Annotated in this window: 20 protein-coding genes; 9 read left to right on the top strand and 11 right to left on the bottom strand. The window is 64.1% G+C overall.

Annotation, left to right across the window (positions count from 1 at the left end; translation table 11 throughout):
* Positions 1-3 precede the first annotated feature (3 nt).
* Positions 4-705, bottom strand: a complete 702-nt coding sequence (locus tag FIU91_RS00970) for a response regulator (protein WP_093012119.1) — start codon at positions 703-705, stop codon at positions 4-6.
* On the bottom strand, positions 702-1,214 hold the full coding sequence (locus FIU91_RS00965; RefSeq protein WP_093012115.1) for a MarR family winged helix-turn-helix transcriptional regulator: 513 nt from the start codon (positions 1,212-1,214) through the stop codon (positions 702-704). The genes FIU91_RS00970 and FIU91_RS00965 overlap by 4 nt, the downstream gene beginning before the upstream one ends.
* A 151-nt stretch (positions 1,215-1,365) precedes the next feature.
* Here FIU91_RS00965 and FIU91_RS00960 point away from each other — a divergent pair, with 151 nt between their 5' ends.
* Both FIU91_RS00960 and FIU91_RS00955 read left to right on the top strand, forming a co-directional pair.
* On the top strand, positions 1,366-2,235 hold the full coding sequence (locus FIU91_RS00960; RefSeq protein ID WP_093012112.1) for a branched-chain amino acid aminotransferase: 870 nt from the start codon (positions 1,366-1,368) through the stop codon (positions 2,233-2,235).
* 98 nt (positions 2,236-2,333) lie between these two features.
* A complete protein-coding gene (locus tag FIU91_RS00955) occupies positions 2,334-3,167 on the top strand; it encodes a sulfite exporter TauE/SafE family protein (RefSeq protein ID WP_152461070.1) in 834 nt (277 codons plus the stop codon).
* Here the strand turns inward: FIU91_RS00955 and FIU91_RS00950 are convergent.
* The 6 genes from FIU91_RS00950 to FIU91_RS00925 all read right to left on the bottom strand — a co-directional run bounded on the left by FIU91_RS00950 (position 3,164) and on the right by FIU91_RS00925 (position 9,791).
* Positions 3,164-4,141, bottom strand: a complete 978-nt coding sequence (locus tag FIU91_RS00950) for an App1 family protein (RefSeq protein WP_152461069.1) — start codon at positions 4,139-4,141, stop codon at positions 3,164-3,166. The genes FIU91_RS00955 and FIU91_RS00950 overlap by 4 nt on opposite strands.
* Position 4,142: 1 nt before the next feature.
* A complete protein-coding gene (locus tag FIU91_RS00945; protein ID WP_093012103.1) occupies positions 4,143-5,333 on the bottom strand; it encodes an ABC transporter permease in 1,191 nt (396 codons plus the stop codon).
* Between the two features lie 3 nt (positions 5,334-5,336).
* Entirely contained in the window at positions 5,337-7,037 is a 1,701-nt protein-coding gene (locus FIU91_RS00940; RefSeq protein ID WP_152461068.1) for an ABC transporter permease, read from the bottom strand.
* A gap of 3 nt (positions 7,038-7,040) precedes the next feature.
* Entirely contained in the window at positions 7,041-7,328 is a 288-nt protein-coding gene (locus FIU91_RS00935; protein WP_152461067.1) for a DUF1330 domain-containing protein, read from the bottom strand.
* A 132-nt stretch (positions 7,329-7,460) separates the two neighbouring features.
* Positions 7,461-8,564 carry an extracellular solute-binding protein gene (locus tag FIU91_RS00930; RefSeq protein WP_152461066.1) on the bottom strand — a complete coding sequence of 368 codons (1,104 nt, stop codon included), beginning with the start codon at positions 8,562-8,564 and terminating at the stop codon, positions 7,461-7,463.
* A 126-nt stretch (positions 8,565-8,690) separates the two neighbouring features.
* Positions 8,691-9,791 carry an ABC transporter ATP-binding protein gene (locus FIU91_RS00925; RefSeq protein ID WP_152463605.1) on the bottom strand — a complete coding sequence of 367 codons (1,101 nt, stop codon included), beginning with the start codon at positions 9,789-9,791 and terminating at the stop codon, positions 8,691-8,693.
* A 435-nt stretch (positions 9,792-10,226) separates the two neighbouring features.
* On the opposite strand from FIU91_RS00925, the gene doeA reads away from it, so the two are divergent.
* Genes doeA through FIU91_RS00910 form a run of 3 tightly spaced genes read left to right on the top strand, consistent with a single transcriptional unit; the run spans position 10,227 to position 13,224 of the window.
* Positions 10,227-11,423, top strand: coding sequence for an ectoine hydrolase DoeA (doeA, locus tag FIU91_RS00920; protein WP_093012096.1), 1,197 nt, complete (start codon positions 10,227-10,229; stop codon positions 11,421-11,423).
* Positions 11,420-12,580, top strand: a complete 1,161-nt coding sequence (gene argE / locus FIU91_RS00915) for an acetylornithine deacetylase (protein WP_152461065.1) — start codon at positions 11,420-11,422, stop codon at positions 12,578-12,580. The genes doeA and argE overlap by 4 nt, the downstream gene beginning before the upstream one ends.
* Positions 12,577-13,224 carry a GntR family transcriptional regulator gene (locus FIU91_RS00910; RefSeq protein WP_152461064.1) on the top strand — a complete coding sequence of 216 codons (648 nt, stop codon included), beginning with the start codon at positions 12,577-12,579 and terminating at the stop codon, positions 13,222-13,224. Before argE ends, FIU91_RS00910 begins: the two co-directional genes overlap by 4 nt.
* Before the next feature lie 52 nt (positions 13,225-13,276).
* Here the strand turns inward: FIU91_RS00910 and FIU91_RS00905 are convergent, their stop codons facing one another.
* Positions 13,277-14,059 (bottom strand): MBL fold metallo-hydrolase, encoded by a 783-nt coding sequence (locus FIU91_RS00905; RefSeq protein WP_152461063.1) that lies wholly within the window; start codon positions 14,057-14,059, stop codon positions 13,277-13,279.
* Positions 14,060-14,295: 236 nt separating this feature from the next.
* Here FIU91_RS00905 and FIU91_RS00900 point away from each other — a divergent pair, with 236 nt between their 5' ends.
* Both FIU91_RS00900 and FIU91_RS00895 read left to right on the top strand, forming a co-directional pair.
* Positions 14,296-14,955, top strand: coding sequence for an ABC transporter ATP-binding protein (locus FIU91_RS00900; RefSeq protein WP_093012085.1), 660 nt, complete (start codon positions 14,296-14,298; stop codon positions 14,953-14,955).
* Positions 14,933-16,687: a capsule biosynthesis protein gene (locus tag FIU91_RS00895; RefSeq protein ID WP_152461062.1), complete on the top strand. Its 1,755-nt coding sequence runs from the start codon at positions 14,933-14,935 to the stop codon at positions 16,685-16,687. Before FIU91_RS00900 ends, FIU91_RS00895 begins: the two co-directional genes overlap by 23 nt.
* A 29-nt stretch (positions 16,688-16,716) precedes the next feature.
* On the opposite strand, the gene FIU91_RS00890 is transcribed toward FIU91_RS00895, so the two are convergent.
* On the bottom strand, positions 16,717-17,754 hold the full coding sequence (locus tag FIU91_RS00890) for an FAD-binding oxidoreductase (RefSeq protein WP_152461061.1): 1,038 nt from the start codon (positions 17,752-17,754) through the stop codon (positions 16,717-16,719).
* 53 nt (positions 17,755-17,807) lie between these two features.
* Between FIU91_RS00890 and mnmD the strand changes: the two genes are divergently transcribed.
* Both mnmD and FIU91_RS00880 read left to right on the top strand, forming a co-directional pair.
* Complete coding sequence (gene mnmD, locus FIU91_RS00885) at positions 17,808-18,482, top strand: tRNA (5-methylaminomethyl-2-thiouridine)(34)-methyltransferase MnmD (protein WP_152461060.1); 675 nt, start codon at positions 17,808-17,810, stop codon at positions 18,480-18,482.
* Complete coding sequence (locus FIU91_RS00880; protein ID WP_093012073.1) at positions 18,479-19,345, top strand: DMT family transporter; 867 nt, start codon at positions 18,479-18,481, stop codon at positions 19,343-19,345. Before mnmD ends, FIU91_RS00880 begins: the two co-directional genes overlap by 4 nt.
* Here FIU91_RS00880 and FIU91_RS00875 read toward each other — a convergent pair.
* The gene (locus FIU91_RS00875) at positions 19,340-21,271 is read right to left on the bottom strand and encodes a lytic transglycosylase domain-containing protein (protein WP_152461059.1); all 1,932 of its coding nucleotides are present in this window, start codon (positions 21,269-21,271) and stop codon (positions 19,340-19,342) included. The two genes, FIU91_RS00880 and FIU91_RS00875, sit on opposite strands and share 6 nt — an antisense overlap.
* Between the last annotated feature and the right edge of the window lie 134 nt (positions 21,272-21,405).

Below are 21,405 nucleotides of genomic sequence, written 5' to 3'. Positions count from 1 at the left end.
GCCTCAGTCGGGCGAGAGCATGTAGCCCGCGCCCCGCACGGTCTGCAGGTAGCGCGGCTCTTTCGGATTGACCTCGATCTTCCGGCGGAGCCGCGTGATCTGCACGTCGACCGCGCGCTCCTGCGCCTGGCCCTTGTCGCGGCCAAGGTCTTCGACCAGTTGCGATCGGGTCAGCGCCTCGCCGGGAGTTTTCGCAAAGATCCGCATGAGCTGCGTTTCGGTGGCGGTGAGCCGCACGACCTCCTCGCCGCGCCACATCTCGCCCCGGTCGATATCGTAGCGGATCGGCCCGAGCGTGATGAATTTCGGCTTGGCCGCATCCGCTGCAGGTTCGGGCATCCGCCGCAGGATCGCGTTGATCCGCAAGAGAAGTTCTTTCGGCTCGAAGGGTTTGGTGAGGTAATCATCCGCCCCGGCCTCCAGCCCTGAAATCCTGTCTTCGGTCTCGGACTTGGCGGTCAGAAGCAGGATCGGCGTCAGAGCGCTTTCGCGGATATGCCGCGTCAGGCTCACGCCGTCTTCGCCCGGCATCATCACGTCGAGCACGATCATGTCGAATTCGAGCCCTTGCAAGAGACGTCGCGCATGGGCCGCATCGCGCGCCGCGCTTACGAGAAACCCGTGGCGTACGAGAAACTTCTGCAACAACCCGCGTATGCGTTCGTCGTCATCGACGATCAGCAGATGTGCGTCTGGATCGCTCATCCCCTTCCCTCCCTGAGCGCATGATATCTGCGCCGCATCTCGGGATCCATCATCGCCTCGAGAACGCGTTTGAACCCCGCCACCGCCTCGGGCCCGGCATCCCGGTAAGCCTTGCGCATCCGCGCGCGCTGCGCGTCCGACAAGGCCCGCTCGAGGGCCGCTCCCTTCTCGGTCAGGTAGAGATGCCGCTCGCGCTTGTCCGACCGCCCTACCCGGCTTTCAACAAGACCGTCTCCGATCAGAGTGCGCAAGACACGGTTAAGCGATTGTTTTGTAACACCGAGGATGGCGAGCAGGTTGTTGACGTTCGTTCCGGGGGCCCCGTTGATGAAATGCAGCGCCCGGTGATGCGCGCGACCGTAATCGTAATCGGCAAGGATCATGTCCGGGTCGGCGGTGAAGCCACGATAGGCAAAGAACATCGCCTCGATCCCCTGACGAAGCTGTTCGTCCGTCAGAAAGAGAAGCGTCTCCCCGCCGGCCGGTGAGGCGTGGTCCTGATCGGCCATGTGTGTCCCTCAAGTCTTTTTCAGGACATTAAGTCAGTCTTGTTGACATTCCAACCATGAACTGGTAGCGACTCGCAGATTTTGGGACACTTTATGTCCGAACCGGACGTATCCCACGCAACAAATGAAAACGCGAATGAGGAGTCTCGCGATGGCCGGAGGTTATGACGACCGCGACGGTAAGATCTGGCTGGATGGCCGGATGGTGGATTGGCGCGAGGCGAATGTGCATGTGCTGACGCACGGGCTGCACTATGCCAGTTCGGTGTTCGAGGGCGAACGGGCCTATAACGGCAAGATCTTCCTCAGCCGGGACCATTCGGAACGGCTTCACTACTCCGCCAGCTGCCTCGATTTCGACATTCCGTTCTCCGTCGACCAGATCGAGACCGCCAAGGCCGAGGTGCTGAAGGCAAACGGCCTGACGGACGCTTACGTGCGTGCTGTCGCATGGCGCGGTGCCGGCGAGGATATGGGTGTCGCCTCCGCGCGGAACCCAGTCCGCCTTGCCATCGCGGCGTGGGAATGGGGCAGCTATTACGGCGACGCGAAGATGAAGGGCGCCAAGCTCGATATCTCGAAGTGGAAGCGCCCCTCGCCCGAGACGATCCCGGTTCATGCCAAGGCCGCCGGTCTCTACATGATCTGCACGACGTCGAAGCATGCCGCCGAGGCCAAGGGCTGCTCGGACGCGCTCTTCATGGATTACCGCGGCTACGTCGCAGAAGCGACCGGCGCGAACATCTTCTTCGTGAAGGATGGCGAGGTGCACACGCCCGATCCCGACTGCTTCCTCAACGGCCTCACGCGGCAGACCGTGATCGGGATGCTGAAAGAGCGCCAGATCAAGGTGCACGAGCGGCACATCATGCCCGAGGAACTCGAGAGCTTCGAGCAATGCTGGCTCACTGGCACCGCCGCTGAAGTCACGCCTGTCGGCCAGATCGGCGACTACACCTTCGAGGTCGGCGGCATCACCCGCGAGATCGCGCAGGCCTACGAGGACAAGGTACGCTCCTGAGCGCCTTGTCTTTCCGGGTGACCCCGGTCTAGGGTCGGCACCGGCCCAGCCCGCGCCATTTCGCGCGGGCATTTTTTCTTGAGAGCAAGAGGTCACGCATGGACGGTCTCGACATGACAACGCTTCTGACGCTGGCAGGCGTCGCGGCCGGGGCCGGGGTCGTGGGCGGCGTGCTCGCGGGCCTACTCGGCGTCGGCGGCGGCATCGTCATTGTCCCTGCGCTCTATATCGCGTTGTCACTGACCGACATGGACCCCGCGCTGATCATGCAGGTGGCAGTCGGCACCTCGCTTGCGACCATCGTCTTCACCTCGCTCTCCTCTGGCTGGGGGCACTACAAGAAGGGCTCGATCGATTTCTCGGTGTTGAAGCTCTGGGCCCCGGCGATCCTTGTTGGCGTGGTCATCGGCGGCATTCTGGGCGGGGTCGTGTCGGGCTATGCCCTGATCGCCGTCTTCACGGTCGTCGCGCTCGCCGTGGCGGCCGACATGATCCTGCGAAGCCCGAACCCCGAGCCCAATCCGCGCAGCTTCTCACGCCCGGTCTGGGCGGGGCTCGGCGTTGTCGCTGGGGCAATCTCGGCGATGATGGGGATCGGCGGCGGCACGGTCTGCGTCCCACTCCTAAGCTTTCTCGGCTACGACATCCGCAAGGCGGTCGGCACCTCGGCCGCGATCGGCTTCATCATCGGCCTTCCCGGCGCGCTGATCTACGCCGCCACCGGGTTCGGCGCCGAGGGCCTGCCGCCCTTCTCACTGGGCTATGTGAACCTCTTTCTTGCCGCGGTGATCATCCCGCTTTCGACCACCTTCGCACGGGTCGGGGTGATGATCGCCCATGCCATCCCGCGCCGCGCCTTGCGGCTCGCTTTCGGGCTGTTCCTCCTGGCAACAGCGATCCGGATGGGATCGGACCTCGTCTCCGCGTTTTAACCGACCGGCGAGATCTTCGAGAAATCCCTGGCGCTTTCCACCTGCACGTCGATCGCTTCCAGCGCCTTCATCGCCGCCTTGTCCTTGGCACCCGCGCCTTTGCCCGGCTCGCGGAGGATCACGCGGGTAATGCGGCCCGGATGTCGCTTCGCGGCGTCGAGATAGACCTGCGGATCGTGCTGGCCGGTATCGCCGACCAGAACGAACGGCGTCTCCGGCAGGGCGGCCAACAGCACGTCGATGGAGCCGCCCTTGTGGTCGCCATGCGTGCCCGAGATGAGCTGCGTGCGCGACATTCCGAGGTCGCGCAGGAACATCGGCGCCTTCGGCATATGGTGCCGCTCGAAGATGCGGCGCAGGAAGAAGTGCAGGTTCCACGGCGAGGACGAGACGAAGAAGACTGGCGCGCCCGCTGCCTCGAACCCGCGCACCAAGGCGACGGCATCGGGAAAGATGTGGCGGGTCAGCGCATTGCCGGTCAGCGACGTCCACAGATTGCGAAGAAGCGAATAGGCCCCAGTTTGGAGCACCGTGTCGTCGATATCGGAGATCACCGCGAAGGGTGGATCATGCGGCGGAACGAGGGCTTCCAGCTCGCGCGTCTCACCGTCCTCGACCGTGACAGGCACCGATACCCAGCCCGGAGCGGCATCCTCGCGAGGAAGATGCAGGTCGAAATAGCCCTCCTCGTCGGTGCGGGCTTCGGTCCCGCCAGCGGTGACGCCTATGTCGGCGACCTCGCGGGTCAGGAACAGCGACAGCATCTGCCGCAGGTTCGTCCACCACGACCCTTCGGGCGACGGATTGGTTCGCCGGAGGGCCGTCAGGACGCGGCCCCGGAGTATGATCTCCGAGGCCGTCGCGTAGCCGAGATAAGGGTCGATGACGAGGTTATCCGTCCGCCGCTTGGGGCGGAGGCGGTCGAGCCAGCGCTCGACCGGGTAAAGAACCCTCGCGAGCGCTGCCTTCGCCATGTCAGCTCGGGCTCAGCCCGCGCAGTTTCTCCGACCGACGCCGCAGGATCTCGACCGTCGACAGAAGCGCGATGGAGATACAGACGAGGATCGTCGCCGCGGCGAGGATCGTCGGAGAGATCTGTTCCCGCAGGCCCGTGAACATCTGCCAGGGCAGCGTCTGCAGCTCGGCCGAGCCGATGAAGATCACCACCACCACCTCGTCGAAGGACGTGATGAAGGCGAAAAGACCGCCGGAGATCACGCCGGGCAGGATAAGCGGCATCTGCACCTTGAAGAACGTCCGCACCGGGTTCGCGCCAAGATTGGCAGAGGCGCGCACCAGCGACTTGTCGAAACCGACGAGCGTTGCAGTCACAGTGATGATGACGAAGGGAATGCCGAGCACCGCATGGGCGAGTACGACGCCCCAATAGGTGCCGACGATGCCGATCTTCGAATAGAAGAAGTACATCCCCGTCGCCGAGATGATGAGCGGCACGATCATCGGCGAGATCAGGATCGCCATGATCGCTTGCCGTCCGGGAACGTGGCTCTGGCTGAGGCCGATCGCCGCGAGCGTGCCCAGCGTCACCGCGATCAGTGTGGAGACCGGGGCAACCCGGACCGAGTTCCAGACCGCGTTCGTCCATTCGGGGTTAGTCAGGAAGTCGCGGTAATGCCTGAGGCTGTAGCCGTCAGGATCGAGGCGCAGCATCTCGGGCGTGAAGGTGAAGAAGTTCTCGGCGTTGAACGAGAGCGGCATCACCACGAGGATCGGGGTGATGAGGAAAACGAGTACCGCGCCGCAGAGCACCCGGAAGGTGTAATGCCACAAGACCTCACGAGCGGTCAGGTAAGGCGGCAGGAACTCGCGGTATCGTTGCCGGCCGATCCAGTAGATGAACCAGCCGAGGAACCACGCGAAGAGCCCCATGACGATGAGGCCTGCGAGGCCGCCGAAGGCAAAGCCTGCGACGAGGAAGATGGCGATCAGACCATATTTGAAGGTCTTCTCCATCTCCGTGCCCAGGAGCTTGATCGCCGCGACGCCGAGCGCGGCAGCGATCAGGAAGCCGACGATCACACCGCCGAGCCCAGAGCCCTGCGCGGTGCCGACGAAGAGCCCGAAGAAGGCTCCCGCCGCGCCGATCACGGAAGCGGTGAACCAGAGCGGCTGATCCTTGGTTTCGGTCAGAACGACGTCATTCATGGCTCAGCCCCCGAGTTTCACGTTGTCGATGCCGACGATGCGGTCATAGGCCCAGTAGAGCACCAGCACGACCACAAGCAGGATCGTACCCAGCGCCGCCGCGAGGCCCCAGTTGAGAGACGACGAGATGTGATAGGCGATCCGGTTCGAGATGAACGTACCGGTGGTGCCGCCGACGATCTCGGGCGTGATGTAGTAGCCGATCGACAGGATGAAGACGAGGATAGAGCCCGCGCCGATCCCCGGGATCGATTGTGGGAAGTAAACCCGCCGGAACGCCGTCGTCGGCGTCGCACCAAGAGACCTGGCCGCCCGAACATAGGAGGGCGGGATCGTCGACATCACCGAATACATCGGCAGGATCATGAATGGCAGCAGGATGTGGGTCATGGCCACGATCGTACCGAACTGGTTGTTGATCATCACGAGCCGGCTGCCGTCACCGATCATGCCGAGCCAGACCAGTACGTCGTTTATCACGCCTTGTTGCTGCAGCATCACCTTCCAGGCCGAGGTTCGAACCAGAAGCGACGTCCAGAACGGCAGCAGAACGAGGATCATTAGGAGGTTCGCCGTACGCGCCGGCAGGTTCGACAACAGATACGCCACCGGATAGCCGAGCGCGATGCAGCTGAAGGTGATGACCAGCGACATGAAGAGCGTGCGCTGGAACAACAGGCCATAGATCCGCTCATCAGCATCGCGGAGCGCAGGACCATCCGCGGTCTTCTGCATGTCCACGGAGTTCAGGAAGTAGCCCGTGGTATAGTCGGGCGAATACATCTGCAGCGTGGTCCAGATCTCGGGATTTCCCCAATCCTCGTCGATCTCGATCATGCCTTCCTTGAAGCCGATGCTCTCGAACCCGTCGACCGCGGCATCAGCTTCCTGCACGAGATCCGCGCGCGGGCCGTCATACTGGCTGTAGCCGTTTTCGGTCAGATCCTTGTAGAGCGCCACATGGACAAGTCCGTAAGGCTCTTCTTCCAGCGGGCTGTCTTCTTCTTCGGTTTGCGAGAAGCGCGCAAAGGTCTCGTAGGCGGCAGCCGCGTTCGGGAATTCGTTGATCGCGCCCTCGCGCAGCTCGAACCGCGGCATCCGGCCATCTTCGCCAGCCTCGTCGAACGCCTGCTGCTCCGCGATCCAGTCGGGATCGCCCATCAGCTCGGCCCACGGCAGAGCCTCGTCCCAGGCTTCATTGAGGTCTTCGAACTGGTCGAGATAGACGTCCGAGATGTCATCGAGGCTCCGACCCGAGCGGCGGAAGAGCGAAGACATGCCCGTCATCTCGTAATTGAGACGGGTGCCGAGACGGGTATGTTCCCGCCGGGCTTCGGCGACGAAGAGATCGTAGAACAGTGCTTCGTACAACGCCTCCTCCGGCGTCTCGCCGGATGCCGAATCCCACTCGTCGATCCGCGCGGTAGTGCGCGGCAGCGTGTCCGAGACGATCTGGTTCTCGACCGAGCGGAAGAGCATGTCGCCGATGGGCGCGATGAAGCTGACCAGAACGAAGATCAGAAGCGGAGCGATCAGGATAAGCGCGCGCATCTTCTGCACCCGCAGCGATTTGGCGAGCGATTTCTTGAGCGGCGTTCCGTCCGCCGCGAGCATCGGACCGTCATCGGCGGCCTTGGCGGCGCGCATCGCATTGTCGGGCGTCGGACCCTCGATCTTGTCCGGATCGGTACTGGCGTCGCTCATGGCTCAGACCCCTTCTGCGAGGATGATTGTGCTTTGCGCGGTGCGGCGGCGAATATCGGCGACAGCCTGGTATTCAGGGTCGCGGTATGCGCGCTCTGCGCTGGCGTAATCGTCGAATTCGATGACGACGTGCCGGTCATGGGATGCGCCTTCGACGACCTCGGACGGGCCGCCGCGAACGATGAAGCGTCCACCGAGGCCGGTGAGGATGGGCGTGTCCTTCTCGACGTATTCGCGATACGCCTCCGGATCCTCAACGGTGATATGGGCGATGATGTAGCCCTTGGGCATGTCGCTTGGTCCCATCCCTGCCGCGGTCTTATTGCCGCTCGTTCTTGGTTGGCGGGATGCGCCTCTGCGGCGCATCCCATCGGTATCACACCGGGCGATACGTGCTTTGACGCATCGCCCGGAATCTCGTCCTTACTGTGCGAGCCAGGACTGGAACTTCGCGTCGATATCGTCGCGATAGTCAGCCCAGAACTCGTAGTTGTAGAGGAACGTGTTGGCCGAGTTCTCGGGATCGGTCGGCATGTGCTGCTTCATGTCCTCCGGAACCAGCGGAGCCGAGGACTGGCGCGCCGGGCCGTAGGAGATGTAGTTTGCCTGATCGGCCAGACGCTGCGTGTCGGTCGCGAAGCGGACGAAGTCCATCACGCGTGCCAGACGGTCTTCCGGCAGACCTTCGGGAATGATCCAACCATCGAGGTCGAACACCTGCGCGTCCCACATCATGCCGATGGGCTGGTCCTGCTCTTCGATCGCCGAGTAGAGGCGGCCGTTATAGGTCGAACCCATGAAGACTTCGCCGTCGGCCAGAAGCTGCGGCGTGTCTGCGCCTGCGTTCCACCACACGACCTGGTCCTTGATCTCGTCGAGCTTGGCGAGCGCCTGATCCTGGCCCTCTTCGGTCGCGAGCACGTCATAGATCTCGTCCTTCGCGACACCGTCGCAGAGCAGAGCCCATTCCATGTTGTTGATCGGACGACGCTCCAGCGCGCGCTGACCCGGATAGGTTTCAAGATCCCAGACGTCGCAGATGTCGTTCGGGGCCTCGACGCCTTCCGGCACCATGTCGGTGCGGTAGCCGAAGGTTGTGGAGTAGACGATCTGCGGGATGTAGCAGTCGGAGACGATCAGGTCGCCGAAATCGTCGGACGCTTCGGTGCCGTCGGGCGCGGCTTCGAGCATCTCGTCGTGGTCGATCTCCATCGCCAGACCTTCGTCGCACAGACGGATGGCGTCAGAAGCCACGACGTCGACGAGATCCCAGGTGATGTTGCCCGCTTCGTTCATCGCGCGCAGACGCGCGACCGCTTCCGCGGAGCTTTCGTCCCAGCTCACGGATACGTCGGGATTCATCTCGAGGTAGGGTACGACATATGCCTGCTGCTGGCTGTTCTGGTAGGCACCGCCCCAGCTGACCAGCGTCATGCTGTCGGCCATTTCCTGATCCTGCGCGAACGCGGTCGCGCTGGCTGCAACGGTCAGAGCCGTCGTTGCCATAAGTGTCTTCGAGAACTTCATTACAGTCTCCCTAGTCATTGCCCGTCTTTTGGTTTGAGGGGCCCGCGTCACGGGTCGGACGTTCGAACCCTCATGGCACCCCCGACGCGCGGGCCCGAACCGGGCGCGCGTCGAGGTATTCGGTGCTTATGCGTCCAGAGCGCGGCAATCCTCGGCGAGCCAGCCGATCTCGAGCTGTTCGCCAGGCTTGAGACGCCGCTGGTCGGGCGCGTTTCGCGTCTTGATGATGAAATCGTCGTTCCCCGCCACGGAAAGGCGGGTGCGGAAGATGTCACCCATGTAGATGAATTCTTTGACCTCGGCCTTCAGCAGGTGTGCGCCTTCCTGGAGGCGCTCCTTGTTGAACTCCACCCGCTCGGGCCGGATCGACACGACCGTGCGCTCGCCCTTGTTTGCGACGTTGACCGGCAGCGCGTCGATGATGTCGCCGGAATCGAGCCGAACGGTGCATTGATTGCCGTTGATGCTTTCGACCACGCCATCGAGCGTGTTATTCTCGCCGATGAACTGGGCGACGAAGCTGTTCTGCGGCCTCTCGTAAAGTTCGTCCGGCGGCGCGAGCTGCTGGATGCGTCCGTCGTCGAAGACCGCGACGCGATCAGACATGGTCAGCGCCTCGGTCTGGTCGTGCGTGACATAGACCACCGTGATGCCGAGCTCGTGGGCCAGGTTGGTGATCTCGAATTGCAGGGTCTCGCGCAGCTGCTTGTCGAGCGCACCGAGCGGCTCGTCCATCAGGACCAGTTCGGGCTCGAAAACAAGCGCGCGCGCCAACGCGATCCGCTGCTGCTGGCCACCTGAAAGCTGGGCCGGGCGGCGGCCGGCGAAACTGCGCATCTGCACCATGTCGAGCGCGCGATTGATCTTCTCCTCGCGATCCGACTTGGAGATGCCGCGAACTTCCAGCGGGAAGGAGAGGTTCTCGGCCACCGACATGTGCGGAAAGAGCGCGTAGTTCTGAAATACCATCCCGATCCCGCGTTTATGCGGCGGGATATTGTTGATCGACACGCCGTCGAGCTTGATCGCCCCATGCGTTGCCGTCTCGAAACCGGCAAGCATCATCAGGCAGGTTGTCTTGCCCGATCCCGAAGGCCCGAGCATCGTCAGAAACTCGCCTTTCGGCATGGAGAGATTGAGGTCCTTAACGACGAGTGTCTCGCCATCATAGCTTTTTTGAACTCGCTCGAATGCTACGAACGAGTCGGTCTCAGCCGCTTGCGCCATCTCGGCTCCCTGATTGTCGTTCACGCGGTTATGGCTCCGCTTGTCACTGAAGAACTAAATATGGTGAGGACCTCACTTGCAACTGTCTTGACCGTGGGGTCGCTCAGAAACCCAAGAAGAAGGCCCTTTGCGCGTCAACCGCTAGGCATTTGCGGCATTTGAACTGCGAAAAGCGAAGATTCGGGCAAATCTCCTCGTGACTGAGGACGAGAGAACGTCAGGAAGCCTGAAGATCGGGCGAGGACGAATCGCGCGGTGCCCAGCCTTTGGATGTATACATCCTGCCGAAAAGTTGCCCGTCTCTGCCGAGCACAGCAGCAAATTGTCGTTCAAATGCAAGATTGCGCGCGCGCATGTCGTTTTTGGTGAGGCCCCGTTGTACACAAAGGGGCACAGATGACAGGGTAACGACATCCGTTTCGGAAAGGCTTGCCCATGGTATTTCACCGCTTCTCGAAGGACCTTCCTTTCTCCGAGGCCGAGTACAATCGGCGGCTCGACAAGACCCGGCGCGCAATGGACCGCGCGGGCGTCGAGCTTCTGCTTGTCACCGACCCGTCCAATATGGCGTGGCTGACAGGCTATGACGGGTGGTCCTTCTACGTGCACCAGGGCGTCCTGGTCTTTCCCGACGCGGATCCGATCTGGTGGGGCAGGAACCAGGATTCGAACGGCGCGGTGCGGACCGTCTGGATGGGCGACGACCGCGTCATCGGCTATGCCGACAATTACGTCCAGTCGACCGAACGACACCCGATGCAGGACCTTGCCCAGCGCGTGATCGGCATGGGGCTCGACAAGGTGCGGATCGGCATCGAGATGGACAATTACTACTTCTCGGCCAAGGCCTACCAATCGCTGACCGAGGAACTGCCGGACGCCACCTTCATCGACGCGACGGCGCTCGTGAACTGGCAGCGCGCGGTGAAATCGGAAGAGGAACTCGTCTTCATCCGCCGCGCGGCGAAGATCTCCGAAAAGATCATCGACGGGCTCGTCGAACGGGTCGAGCCGGGGGTGCCGAAGAACGAGGTGGTGGCCGAGGTGTATCGCGACGCGCTGTCGGGCGTGGACGGCCATTGGGGCGATTATGCCGCGATCGTTCCGCTGCTGCCCTCGGGCTCTGACGCGGCCGCGCCGCACCTCACCTGGGATGGACGCCCCTTCAACCAGGGCGAGGCGACCTTCTTCGAGATCTCGGGTTGTTTTCGCCGCTATCACGCGCCGTTCTGCCGGACGATCTTTCTGGGCGAGCCCTCGGACATCTTCAAGCGCGCGGAAGCGGCGCTTGTCGAAGGGCTGGAGGCCGGGCTCGACGCCGCGCGGGCGGGCAACCGTGCCTGTGACATCGCCAACGCGCTGGCCGCGCCTCTCGAAAGCGCGGGCATCGAACGCGGCGCGCGCTGCGGTTATCCGATCGGGCTGTCCTATCCGCCCGACTGGGGCGAGCGGACGATCAGCCTGCGCTCCGAGGACGAGACCGAGCTTGAACCCGGCATGACATTTCACTTCATGCCCGGCCTCTGGATGGCCGATTGGGGGCTAGAGATCACCGAGTCGATCCTCATCACCGAAGACGGCCCGGCCGAAACCTTCTGCAACCGGCCCCGCAAGATGTTCGTGAAGACATGAGCGATCTCTGGGCCACAGAAACCATCCTTGCCGATCTGATCGCGCACCCGACGGTCTCTTCAGAGCCGAACCGCGCCCTGATCGACCACATGGCCAACATCCTCGACGATGCCGGCGCGAAGGTCGATGTCTATGCGGATCCGACCGGCGCGAAGGCGAATCTCTTCGCGACGCTCGGGCCGGAGCGGTCGGGTGGCGTCGTGCTCTCGGGGCATTCCGACGTCGTGCCCGTGACCGACCAGAACTGGACCACAGATCCATTCCGCATGTCTGCCTGGGAGGATGCTCTTTACGGGCGCGGGGCGTGCGACATGAAGGGCTTCATCGCCGCGAGCCTCGCGATGGCGCGTGAATTCTCGCACAAGACCCTGAAGCGGCCGGTGCATTTCTGCTTCACCCATGACGAGGAGGTTGGCTGCCTCGGCGCACAGGCGCTGGTGCCCGAGCTTGCAGAGCGCGAGATCCGGCCCGCCATCGCCATTGTGGGCGAGCCGACGGAGATGCGGATCATCGAAGGGCACAAGGGCTGCTGCGAATATACCGCAACCTTTACTGGGCTCGAAGGGCACGGCTCCGCCCCGGACCGCGGCGTGAACGCGGTGTCTTATGCGGTGCTCTACGTCACGCGGCTTTTGCTGCTGGCCGATCAGCTGCGCGGGCGCGCGCCCGAGACGTCCAAGTTCGATCCGCCCTGGACCACGATCAATATCGGCCGTCTTGCGGGCGGTCACGCGCACAATGTCATCCCCGGCTGGGCCGAGGTGCAATGGGAGATGCGGCCCGTGCAAGGCAGCGACGCCGCGTTCGTGAAGGACGATATCCGCGCCTATGTCGAACGCGATCTCCTGCCCGCGATGCGCGAGGTGCATCCTGACGCGGATATCGTGACCGAGGTGATCGGCGAAGTCGCGGGGCTTGAGCCCATGTCAGAGAACGCCGCGCGTGATCTCATGGCGGAACTGACCGGCGCGACGAAGGCCGAGCTCGTGCCGTTCGGCACCGAAGCGGGCCTCTTCCAAGAGATCGGCATGTCGGTCGTGGTCTGCGGTCCCGGCTCCATCGCGCAGGCGCACAAGCCCGACGAGTTCGTCACCCGCGAGCAGCTCAGCCAATGCATCGACATGCTGCACGGCCTCGGTGCGCAGCTTTCGGCATGAGCGAGGCGGAGACCCGGCATCACCAGCTTTACGACGTGCTACGCACGCGGATCTGCCTGCTTGACTATCCGCCGGGCACGAAACTGGGCGAGGAGGCGCTTGCGGCCGAGTTCGGCGTCTCCCGCACACCCCTTCGCCGGGTTCTAGCGCGTCTGTCCGATGAAGGGCTCGTCGAGACGCGGCACGGTGTCGGCACGCTTGTCACCGATGTGGAGCCATCGGAACTCGCCCATATCTACGCGCTCCGGATGGAGCTTGCCGAACTGATCGGCCATCTCTCGCCAAGGCCCGTGACGGAAGACATCGTCGCGTCCGCGGAAGACATGCTGGCCGACGCCGAACGCCTCTCCGCTGCACCGGATCCGCGCGCCTTTGCCGAACTCAACGCCGCCTTTTTCCGCCTCGGGCTGCGACTGACCGGCAACGGCCCTCTCATCGAGGTAGCAGAGCGGCTTTACCTCAAGACGGCACGGATCTGGCTTGCACGGATCGGAGAGCTCGATCTCATGCGCGAATGCGAGAGTTTCGAGGCCGAGATCCGGGAGACGCTGGCCGCCCTCGAGGCAGGCGACGTGCAGGCTGCGGCGCTCGTGCGCCGGGCGCATATCTCCATGAGCTTCAGCCGCCTGCGGACCGCGGCATAAGAAAGCCCCCGGGCACTCAGCCGGGGGCCATGCTCGTCACAACACGGTGCTATCAGCCCATACCGTTGGGATACCATTCGCCCATGCGGACCTCGGAGCCGTCGACCATCGACGCAAATTCTTCGGGATCCTGCGTGCCGCCGTCGCGGCCCCGGTAATGGTAGGGGTAGACGACCGCCGGTTGAAACGCGTTCACGCCCTCGGCGGCCTGTTCCACACCCATCGTGAAAGGCAGGTTCATGCAGACGAAGGCCACGTCGATATTCTCGAGCGCGCGCATCTCGTCGGTCACCTCGGTATCCCCGGAGATGTACATCCGGAACCCGCCCCAATCGAGGACGTAACCATTGTCGCGGCCCTCCGGGTGGAAGTTCATCCGGTCCTCGGTGGTGTTGTGCGCCGGGATCGCGTCGATCGCGATGCCCATCATCTCGCCGCTGTCGCCATTGGCCATCGAAGTTGCTCTGGATGCAAGCTCCTCGGGCAGCATGTCGAAGACTGCGGGATTGGTGACGATCTGCGTTTCCTCGCCCGCAAGCGCGGTCAGTGTCTCCGCGTTGTAATGGTCGCCATGCTCATGCGTGATCAGGATGAGGTCTGGCGCAGGGAAGTCCGAATACAGGTCCGCATCTCCGACCGTGTCGACATAGATCGTGCCGGACGGCGTTTCGAGCACGAAGGAGGCATGCTCCACCGGGTGTACCGTCACCGGGCCGGCCTCGGTCTCGAACGTGTTCGACGTCTGGTCCTGTGCCATCGCTGCAAAGGGCATGATCGTCGTTCCTCCGGCGAGTGCTGCGGCGCTGACGAGGAAGGTTCTGCGCGTCTGTGTCATGGGAGACCTCCTGTTGCATGACGTTATCGTGGCGTCGCTGCGGAGGTAGATCGCCCGGCGCGGGCTTCAATTCACATGCCTGCCGCGCAGGGTTCCGGAAATGGAGACAGCGCACCTGAAAGCTTGGATTTTGTTTCCTGCATGGGCCATAATCTGACCAAATTTTCATCTCAATGGTGGTGCAAAGCCGTCATAAGCCTCTTAGCAGAACGGCAGAGCAGTCTCGGATAGCGCCAATGTTGGAGTTCGAAAGCGTCAGCAAATCCTTCTGGACCGGATCGCATCACAAGGTGATCCTGAACCAGGCGTCCTTCCGCGTGGAGATGGGCGACGCGATCGGGATTCTCGCGCCGAACGGCACCGGCAAGACGACCCTCGTCAACATGATGGCCGGGCTCGAAAAGCCCGATGAGGGCGCAATCCGACGCGAAGGCCGCATCTCCTTCCCGCTGGGATATATGGGCGGCGTGGTCAACCGGATCTCGGCTGCCGAAAATTCCCGTTTCATCGCGAAGATCTACGGCCTCGATCCCGATTACGTCGAGGCATTCTCGCGCTGGGTTTGCGGGCTCGGCGAGTATTTCGATCAGCCGCTCGGCACCTATTCCTCGGGCATGAAGGCCCGCTTCACGTTTTCGCTGCTTCTGGCACTCGACTTCGATATGTATCTCATCGACGAAGGGATGCCGAACTCGACCGACGTGGAATTCAACAAGAAGGCGGGCGACCTTCTGGCCGAACGGCTCCAGCGCTCGACGCTCGTGATCGTGTCGCACCAGCCCGCCCTGCTCGAAAAGTTTGCGAAGAAGGCCGGTGTCCTCATGGATGGCCACCTGCACATGTTCGATACCCTGGAAGAGGCCAAGCGGCTCTATGACTACGAAACCCAAAGCTAAGAAGTTCCGCATCCGCCGGAACGAGGGATCGGCGCAGCCGGCACCGGAGGCTGCACAGGGTCGTGAGGACACACCGCCCTCCGCCCAGCCCGAGACCCGCATGAGCGCACCGCCGCAAAGTTCCGAGCAGCGCGCGACCGCGCCGCGTGAGGATGCCTCGCGTCAGACCGAAGCGTCCTCCGCGCCTCAGCCACGCTCGGGGGAAGTATCCAGCGCCGGGCAGGTCGCGGGCGAGACGGACATGCAGAAGATCCGCCAGGAAGGTCTGACCGGCCGGCAGCTACGCATGGCGCGGCGCATGGCGCAGAAACACGGCCTCGCGCCGACCTCGGATTTCGATGCGGTGCGGCTCCTGCGCGCCAAGGGGATCGACCCGTTCCAGCGCGCCAACATGCTCGAGCTCGTCGTCGGGCGCGACGAGTCCGACGGGCAGAGCGCCGTTGAGCCGGGCCTTCCGACCCGCGCCAATCCGGTCGATCCGGCCCGTGTCGGTGACGGTGACGGTGTGAAACTGCCGCAGACGATTCCGTTGAAGAAGCAGCAGGTCCCCTCGACGGAGACCATGAGCACCGCCGAGCGCCGCGCGATGGAAGTGGCGAAGGTGCAGCGCGAGCTCGGCAAGCGTCGGCGCCGCCGCTTCGCGCTGATGATGGCGCGCCTCGCCTTCTTCGTGATGCTGCCGACCCTCATCGCGGGCTATTACTTCTACGCCGTGGCGACCCCGATGTATGCCACCAAGTCCGAGTTCCTTATCCTGAAGAACGACGGCGGTGGCGGCGGATCGGGCGGCATGGGCGGCCTCCTGTCCGGCACCCAGTTCGCCACCAACCAGGACGCCATTGCGGTGCAATCCTACCTTTCCTCGAAGGATGCGATGTTGAGGCTCGACCAGGATGTCGGGTTCCGCGAGCATTTCATGCAGGACGATATCGACCCCATTCAGCGTCTCGATGCCGATGCGTCGATGGAAGACACTTACAAGGTCTACAAGCGCAACGTGGAGATCGGTTACGATCCGACCGAGGGTGTCGTACGGATGGAAGTCCGCGCCGCGGATCCGCTGCTCGCAAAGCAATTCTCCGAAGCGCTGATCGACTACGCCGAAGAGCGGGTCGACAATCTCACCCAGCGCAAGCGCGAGACCGCTGTGGTCGATGCCGAAGAGGGCCTCGCCGAAGCCGAAGAAAAGCGCGTCGACGCGCAGGAGATGCTGGTGCGTCTCCAGCAGGAGAACGCGCTGCTCGACCCCGAGGCCAAGATCGCATCCCTGCGTAGCCAGATCAGCTCCCTCGAAGTGCAGCTTCAGGAGAAACAGTTGCAGCGGCAAGCGCTGCTCGATAACCCGCGCCCGAACCAGAGCCGCGTTGAAGGTGTCGAAGGCGATATCCGGCGGATCAACAACATGCTCGGCCAGCTCAACGAGCGCATGACCACCGAGACGACCGGCGACGGCAACCTCGCCGAGATCGCGATCCGAACGCAGCTGGCCCAAGCGGACCTCGCCACGCGCGATCTGATGCTGCAATCGGCGCTCGAACGACTGGAAAGCGCGCGCCGCGAGGCCGACAGCCAGGCGCGCTACCTGACCACCTCCGTCGTTCCCGTGGCCTCCGAGGATCCCAGCTACCCGCGGAGTTTCGAGAACACGATCCTGGCGTTCCTGATCTTCGCCGGCATCTATCTGATGATCTCGCTCACGGCATCTATCCTGCGCGAACAGGTCTCAAGCTAAGAGAAAGACCTCTAGGGGCGGTTGCGCTCCTAGAGGTTGTCCTCGACGCGGAAGCCCTCGGGGATCGCGTCGCACCCGTCCAACACCAGATCGGCCATGACGTCTCCGACCTTTGGCGCCATGCCGAAGCCGATCTTGAAACCGCCATTCGCGATGAAGTCCCCCGGCCGGTCCGGCCAGGCCCCGAGCATCGGCGCGCGGCTCTTGGCGCGTGGACGCACCCCCGCCCAGCGGCGCAGGATGCGGGCGCTCTGAAGCTCCGGCACAGCGGCGACCGCGCGGGTCAGAAGCGCGTCGGCGGCGTGGTCGGTGCTGCCTGGCGCATCGAAGTCGCGCTCCGTCGTGGACCCGATGGCCGTCGTTCCATCCGCGTGCGGCACGATATGCAACCCGTCCACGAAGAGTTGCGGTGCATGCCTCGCGTCGTGATCGAGAAGAAGAGCCTGCCCCTTCACGCCCGCGCCCACCCGCTTGCCGAACCTCTCGGAGAGGGCCTCAAGACCGTTCCAGCCGGTCGCCCAGACCACCGAACCTTGCAAGGCGCCTTCGCGCAGAACCGGACAGCCCCGCGCCTCCAATGCCGCCACGAGCGCCGCGCAGCCTCGGGCCGGATGAACACGCGCCGTCAGCGTGTCGAAGATGAGCTTGCCCGTAGGCGAGTGCGGCGCAAAGTCATCCGCATCAACGCGATCGATGATCGTCCAGTCGGCGTGACCGTTCCAGAGCACCCTTGCGGTTTCGATGCGCGCCTCGGCCAATGCCAGTGCGGCCTCGTCCGGGATGGGTTGAAGACGCCCGAGCCGGGCATAGCCGGGCGCTTCGCCTCCGGCCTCCGCCACCTCGGACCAGAACGCCTCGGCCATCAGCAGGCTGCCCAGCTGAAACGCCTTCTTGGCGTTCCAATTCTCGGGCACATGCGGAGCCAGGGCCCCGACGATCCCGCCCGAGGATCCGGCGCCCGGCCCGTTCGGATCGATCACCGCCACGCGCGCTCCGCGCTGGACCATTGCCCAGGCGATGCTCAGGCCGAAGATCCCCGCCCCCATCACGGTCGCGTCTCTTGTCATCGCCGTGCCTTTCGTCGCAGTGTCGTGCCGTTCTGCTATCGAGGCCCTGCCCCATGCACAAGCATGCCGAGCTCGACTGGCGGGACGGGCGGGTGCCCGTCTCGACCCGGTTCGACGATCCGTATTTCTCGCTCGATGACGGCCTCTCGGAGACGCGGCATGTCTTTCTTGCGGGCAACGGCCTGCCCGAGCGGTTCACGCCAGGCTTCCGCATCGCCGAGCTGGGTTTCGGCACCGGCCTCAATCTTCTGGCGGCACTGGAGGCCTGGCGGGCGAGCGGCACCGCAGGCCCGTTGCGCTTCACCACCTTCGAGGCGTTCCCGATGGCGCCCGAGGACATGATCCGCGCGCAGGGCGTCTTCCCTGAGCTGGCGGAGATCGCCGCCACGCTGGAGCCGATGTGGCGTGACGGCCGAACAAGTTTTGAGACCGATGAGCTGATCTTCGAGATGCGCGCCGGCGATGCGCGGACGACGCTTACGGCGTGGGACGGCATCGCCGATGCGTGGTTCCTCGACGGTTTCTCGCCCGCCAAGAACCCCGAGCTCTGGGAACCTGCGCTTCTGGCATCGGTCGCGGAGCATACCGCACAGGGCGGCACCGCCGCGACCTATTCCGCTGCGGGCGAGGTGCGCCGCGCGCTTGCCGCGGCGGGATTTGCAGTCTCCCGCGTGCCGGGATACGGGCGGAAGCGGCACATGAGCGTGGCCCGGAAAGAGATCCCATGACCAGCAACGACACAACGCGCGGCATCGGCCTGATGGTCGTGACCACTTTCGTCTTCGCCATGCAGGACGGCATCTCGCGGCACCTCGCCGAGACGTACAACACCTACATGGTCATCATGATCCGCTACTGGTTCTTCGCAGCCTTCGTGATCGGGTTGGCGCGGGTGCAGGCCGGGTCGATCAAGGCCGCAGCCCGAAGCGCGCAGCCGTGGGTGCAGGTGTTCCGCGCCGCGCTCCTCGCGCTCGAAGTTCTCGTGATGGTTCAGGGCTTCGTCTATCTTGGCCTCGTCGAAAGCCATGCGGTCTTCGCGGTCTACCCGCTCATGATCGCGCTCTTCGCCGGCCCGGTTCTTGGCGAGTATGTCGGCTGGCGGCGCGCGCTCGCGATTGCGGTCGGCTTTGTCGGGGTGATCATCATCCTGCAGCCGTCCGGCGGTGTCTTCTCGCCCTACGCGGCGATACCGCTGCTCGCAGCGTTGATGTTCGCGCTCTATGGACTTCTGAACCGCTACGTTGCGCGTCGCGACACGGCGGCGACAACCTTTTTCTGGACGGGCGTCGTCGGCGCGGTGGTGACGACCGCGCTCGGTATCTGGCGGTGGGAACCGATGACGAGCGGCGATTGGGCGTGGATGGGGCTTCTCTGCCTCACCGCGTCTTTCGCGCATTGGACGCTCATCAAGGCTTACGAGGCGGCGGAGGCCAGCGCGGTTCAGCCCTTCGCCTACCTGCAGCTGCCTTTCGCCTCGGCGCTCGGCATCTTCGTCTTCGGCGAGACCTTGCGCCTCAACGTGGCGATCGGCGCGGCGATCATCGTGGCGGCGGGTCTCTTCACTCTCGCCCGTGCGCGCCGCGCGTCATGACCCCGAGCCGAGCGTCGATCCCCTGAGCTCCTCCGAGAATGGCACCGGGTGCGGGTCCTTGCCAAGCCGCGCGCGATAGACCGGCAGGCTTTCGGCGACGCGCATGACGTAATTGCGCGTCTCGTCGAAGGGGATGTGCTCGATCCAGTCGACCACATCCATCTCACCGCGGCGCGGATCCCCGTTGAGGCGCATCCAGCCGATGGGCCGCGAGGGGCCCGCGTTGTAGCCGGCAGAGACCATGACAACGTTGCCGTCGAATTGCTCGGCCAGGTTCGCGAGATAAGCCGCGCCGAGCCGGGAGTTGTAGACCGGCTCCCGCGTGAGCCGCTCGAGCGCGTAATTCTCCCCGAGCCAGCCCGACACTTCCTGCGCGGTGCCCGGCATGAGCTGCATGAGACCACGCGCGCCCGCGCCCGATATGACGCTCGGATCGAACTCCGACTCGCGGCGGGCGATGGCGAGCACCATCTCGGTCGGCACCGGGTGGTCGCGATCCACCAGCGGATGCAGCGGGTAATAGGGGCCATAGACCTCAAGGCCCGCCTGCGCTGCCCGCTTGCCGAGCATCACCTGGATATGCGGCTTGTCCATTTCGGCGAGCATGTCGCCCATCTGGCCGATCCCTTGCCGGTCGAGCCGTTCGGCAAGATGCGTCAGGAAACGCTCGGCAAGCCAATCCTCGCCGTTCTCCATCAGGAGCATCGCCGCGCGGTAAACCGATGTGTCGGTCCAGTCCGCGCTTTCCCAATCCCCGAAATCCTCGTTGCCATCGAGGCGCGGCTCCGGCGGGAGCCCCGCGCGCTCCGCAGCCAGAAGCCCGTAGAACGAGGTCTGGTATTGCGCGCCGAATGTGTAGGCATCGTCCGCGCCGGTGACATCGCCCGCCGCCTCGCGGGCACGGCCCAGCCAGTAGCCGGCGCGGCCGAGGGAGATAGGCGTGTCGACCGCCCCGCGGAACGCCATGAAATGACGCGTCGCGGCTTCGGCATCGTCGAGGAAAGTGAGCGCGATGTAGCCTGACAGCCATTCCAGCGCCGCGAAGTCGCTGCCGCCCAGAAGGTGATGCGAAGACGCGATGCGGTAGGCTTCCTGATGCGCGTCATCGAGCATCCGCTCGCGTGCAAGGTCTTGCCGGCGGTTCGCCCAGGCAGCCGGCTCTCCGAGATCGGTGGCGCTGCCCGAGCGCTCGAGCAGCATCTCGATGGCGTCGGCGTCGCGGCCTTTTCGCGCGCGCCAGACGAATCGCGCATGGGCGAGGCCGGGATCGTTCGCCAGCTCATCGGGCACCGCCTCGATCAGCGTATCGACGCCGGGCGCTTCGTCATAGAGCGCAAGCCGCGCCTCGGCGAGCGCGCGTTGGCCGTCCGAGACGAGCGGCAGCATGCGGCGGGCATTGACTTCCCAGCCCTGCCAGAGCGCCATGTCGAGCCGCGCGTTATGATGCGGTCGCAGAAGGTCGGCGTGATTGGCGAGGAAGGTCGCGTGCTCTTCGCTCGACATCGACAGCGTGCGCCAGGCGAGCACGATCTCCGCATCCGCTGCGCCTTCATCACCGAAATGGCGGTAGGCCCGCGCCAGCGACAGCGCGCCGGTGCCGGTCTGGGGGCGGTTGTCAGCGAAGAAATCGCGCACATCCTCGTGGCTTGCGGCGGTGACGGCCTCTTCGCTCTTCTCGCGCAGATAGGGCATACCGGGCCAATCCGCGTTCCGCTGCACGAAGTCGAGCACCTGCGACGCGTCGCCCTGCCCGTCGCGCAGGTAATGCCATAGGATGATGTCGAGCGCTGCCTGACCGTCGCCGCGCGCCTCGATCATGGCAGCGGCCCAGTTGCCGTCACGCATGTCGGACATCGCCCGGGCGAGAGCCGCCTGAGCATGCGCCGCAGGTGCGGTGAGCCAAAGAGAAACGGCCAGGCTGGCCATGAAGAACCGGCTGAGCATCGTCTTGCAATTTCCGCGCTGAGGATGGATAGACACGCCCCTGAGGATATGGCCAAGAGCGGCACCCGCAACTCACTTTCGCGGGAATTTTCGAATCCTCTTCGGGTGGGGCGCAG

The organism is Roseivivax sp. THAF30 (assembly GCF_009363575.1).
GTDB classification, from domain to species: domain Bacteria; phylum Pseudomonadota; class Alphaproteobacteria; order Rhodobacterales; family Rhodobacteraceae; genus Roseivivax; species Roseivivax halotolerans.
The sequence above is the reverse complement of the archived record's forward strand: the minus strand, read 5'-3'. Positions and strand labels throughout refer to the sequence as shown.

Coding starts and splice junctions, on each gene's coding strand:
- FIU91_RS00970 (WP_093012119.1), bottom strand. CDS start 705: ATGAGCGATCCAGACGCACATCTGCTGATCGTCGATGACGACGAACGC.
- FIU91_RS00965 (WP_093012115.1), bottom strand. CDS start 1,214: ATGGCCGATCAGGACCACGCCTCACCGGCCGGCGGGGAGACGCTTCTC.
- FIU91_RS00960 (WP_093012112.1), top strand. CDS start 1,366: ATGGCCGGAGGTTATGACGACCGCGACGGTAAGATCTGGCTGGATGGC.
- FIU91_RS00955 (WP_152461070.1), top strand. CDS start 2,334: ATGGACGGTCTCGACATGACAACGCTTCTGACGCTGGCAGGCGTCGCG.
- FIU91_RS00950 (WP_152461069.1), bottom strand. CDS start 4,141: ATGGCGAAGGCAGCGCTCGCGAGGGTTCTTTACCCGGTCGAGCGCTGG.
- FIU91_RS00945 (WP_093012103.1), bottom strand. CDS start 5,333: ATGAATGACGTCGTTCTGACCGAAACCAAGGATCAGCCGCTCTGGTTC.
- FIU91_RS00940 (WP_152461068.1), bottom strand. CDS start 7,037: ATGAGCGACGCCAGTACCGATCCGGACAAGATCGAGGGTCCGACGCCC.
- FIU91_RS00935 (WP_152461067.1), bottom strand. CDS start 7,328: ATGCCCAAGGGCTACATCATCGCCCATATCACCGTTGAGGATCCGGAG.
- FIU91_RS00930 (WP_152461066.1), bottom strand. CDS start 8,564: ATGAAGTTCTCGAAGACACTTATGGCAACGACGGCTCTGACCGTTGCA.
- FIU91_RS00925 (WP_152463605.1), bottom strand. CDS start 9,791: ATGGCGCAAGCGGCTGAGACCGACTCGTTCGTAGCATTCGAGCGAGTT.
- doeA (WP_093012096.1), top strand. CDS start 10,227: ATGGTATTTCACCGCTTCTCGAAGGACCTTCCTTTCTCCGAGGCCGAG.
- argE (WP_152461065.1), top strand. CDS start 11,420: ATGAGCGATCTCTGGGCCACAGAAACCATCCTTGCCGATCTGATCGCG.
- FIU91_RS00910 (WP_152461064.1), top strand. CDS start 12,577: ATGAGCGAGGCGGAGACCCGGCATCACCAGCTTTACGACGTGCTACGC.
- FIU91_RS00905 (WP_152461063.1), bottom strand. CDS start 14,059: ATGACACAGACGCGCAGAACCTTCCTCGTCAGCGCCGCAGCACTCGCC.
- FIU91_RS00900 (WP_093012085.1), top strand. CDS start 14,296: ATGTTGGAGTTCGAAAGCGTCAGCAAATCCTTCTGGACCGGATCGCAT.
- FIU91_RS00895 (WP_152461062.1), top strand. CDS start 14,933: ATGACTACGAAACCCAAAGCTAAGAAGTTCCGCATCCGCCGGAACGAG.
- FIU91_RS00890 (WP_152461061.1), bottom strand. CDS start 17,754: ATGACAAGAGACGCGACCGTGATGGGGGCGGGGATCTTCGGCCTGAGC.
- mnmD (WP_152461060.1), top strand. CDS start 17,808: ATGCACAAGCATGCCGAGCTCGACTGGCGGGACGGGCGGGTGCCCGTC.
- FIU91_RS00880 (WP_093012073.1), top strand. CDS start 18,479: ATGACCAGCAACGACACAACGCGCGGCATCGGCCTGATGGTCGTGACC.
- FIU91_RS00875 (WP_152461059.1), bottom strand. CDS start 21,271: ATGGCCAGCCTGGCCGTTTCTCTTTGGCTCACCGCACCTGCGGCGCAT.